Annotated in this window: 1 pseudogene; it reads left to right on the top strand. The window is 65.1% G+C overall.

From position 1 onward, the window contains the following. Positions 1-1214: pseudogene (locus ENZ74_RS32225) on the top strand (hypothetical protein); the annotation flags it as partial.

The raw sequence follows: 1214 nt of genomic DNA, 5'->3' as shown, positions 1-1214 counted from the left end.
TTTCACCACCGTGCAAAACTCGCCGATCATCGCGGCACCGGCGGGCATCGACACGCTAACGCCGATCCTGCAGAGCAACACCGCCGGCTCGGTGGTCGATCTGGCGACATCAGGCTCGGGCGTCGTCACCGGCGGCCTCCAGAACCTCATCATCCGCAACACAGGCACCGGCACTGGTGTCGCCGTCAACGCGACGTCCGCCTCCAGTTTCTTCCTCCGCAACAACGACATCGCGGCCGGCGGCAGGGCGCTCGATTTCTCCACATCAGCTGCGCCGGCCAACACGCTTCTGCTTTCGATCGACGGCAATACGCTGAAATCGACGGGATCGGCGCTGGCCGCGTCCTTTGCCGGCCAGAACATCAGCGCGACGGACAACTCGGTCGAGATCCAGTCCTTTGCCGACAACACTGTGCTCGGCGGCACTGGCGGCGGCATCGCCTTCAACAATGTCCGCTTCGACTCCAACGGCGCCGGCGGCACTGTCAGCGCCGGAACGATCGGTGTTGGCTCACCAGGCCCAGGGCGCGTCCAGGGCGACGGCCTCAGCTTCACCAACACCAGCGGCACCCTCGATCTCGGCGCGTTCAGCGTCTTCAACAATGGCGGCACCGGCGTCCTAGCCAACACCAAGACCACCAATTTCACGCTGAACAGCAGCAGCGGCGGCGTCTTCACGGGGAATGGCGCGGCGTTCGATCTCGATCCGCTGACCGTCAATATGGTGGTGACCAGCATCAGTTCAGGCGGCAGCAGCGGCGGCATCATTTTCGACGGCGTCGCCGGTACCTTCACCGTCACCGGCAACACGAGCGTTGCCGCGGCGACGACTGCCGGCATTATGGCGATCAACGCCGGCAACACCGGCGTCTTCACCTTCAACACGGTGACACTGAACAGCGCCGTCACGGCGGGCGGCGGCATTCAGGTGGCGAGCGGTACGCTCAACATCACCGGCCTCGCCAACATTGACACGACCACCGGCGTCGGCGTCTCGCAAACCGGCGGCACGGTCAGCTTCACCGGCGGCGTGACCATCGACACCGCCAGCGGCACCGGAATTGTTGGAACCGGCGGCACGATGGGCATCACAGCTACCGCTGCCGCAGAAACGGTGAGGGCGACCACCGGCCAGGCGATCAATCTCTCTGGCGTCGCCGCCAGCATCGCGCTCGATTCGACCAATTCGGTCGGCGGCGCCAACAATGTCAGGC

It is taken from the genome of Mesorhizobium sp. M7A.F.Ca.CA.002.15.2.1 (assembly GCF_003998715.1).
Taxonomy (GTDB): Bacteria; Pseudomonadota; Alphaproteobacteria; order Rhizobiales; family Rhizobiaceae; genus Mesorhizobium; species Mesorhizobium ciceri.
Note: the sequence above shows the minus strand (reverse complement) of the source record. Positions and strands in the feature narration are given on the sequence as shown.